Source organism: Arthrobacter sp. M71 S08, from assembly GCF_059089725.1.
The window spans coordinates 1-264 of sequence record NZ_JBNHEY010000026.1; the positions used below are offsets into that span (position 1 = coordinate 1).

Consider the following 264-nt stretch of genomic DNA (forward strand, 5'->3'; position numbering starts at 1 on the left):
CCACCGGAACCCTCACCTACTACCCCTTCACCACCAACGGCTTCGGAACCGCCACCACCATCGGCACCGGCTGGACCACCTACACCCTCGCCGGAACAGACTTCGCGACACGCGCACCGCTGTCCGAGTCGGCTCCGGTTCCTGAACCGGCTCCGGCACCTGAGTCACCGTCGGTGCGGGCGCTTGCGGATATGGTGGCGATCGATTCATCCGGCAGGCTGTGGAACTACCCGGCTAACGGGAAGGGCGGCTTCGGCACACGAT

Annotated in this window: 1 pseudogene; it reads left to right on the plus strand. The window is 65.9% G+C overall.

The features are described 5' to 3' along the window. Nucleotides 1-264: pseudogene (locus tag AC5RTB_RS16605) on the plus strand (hypothetical protein); the annotation flags it as partial.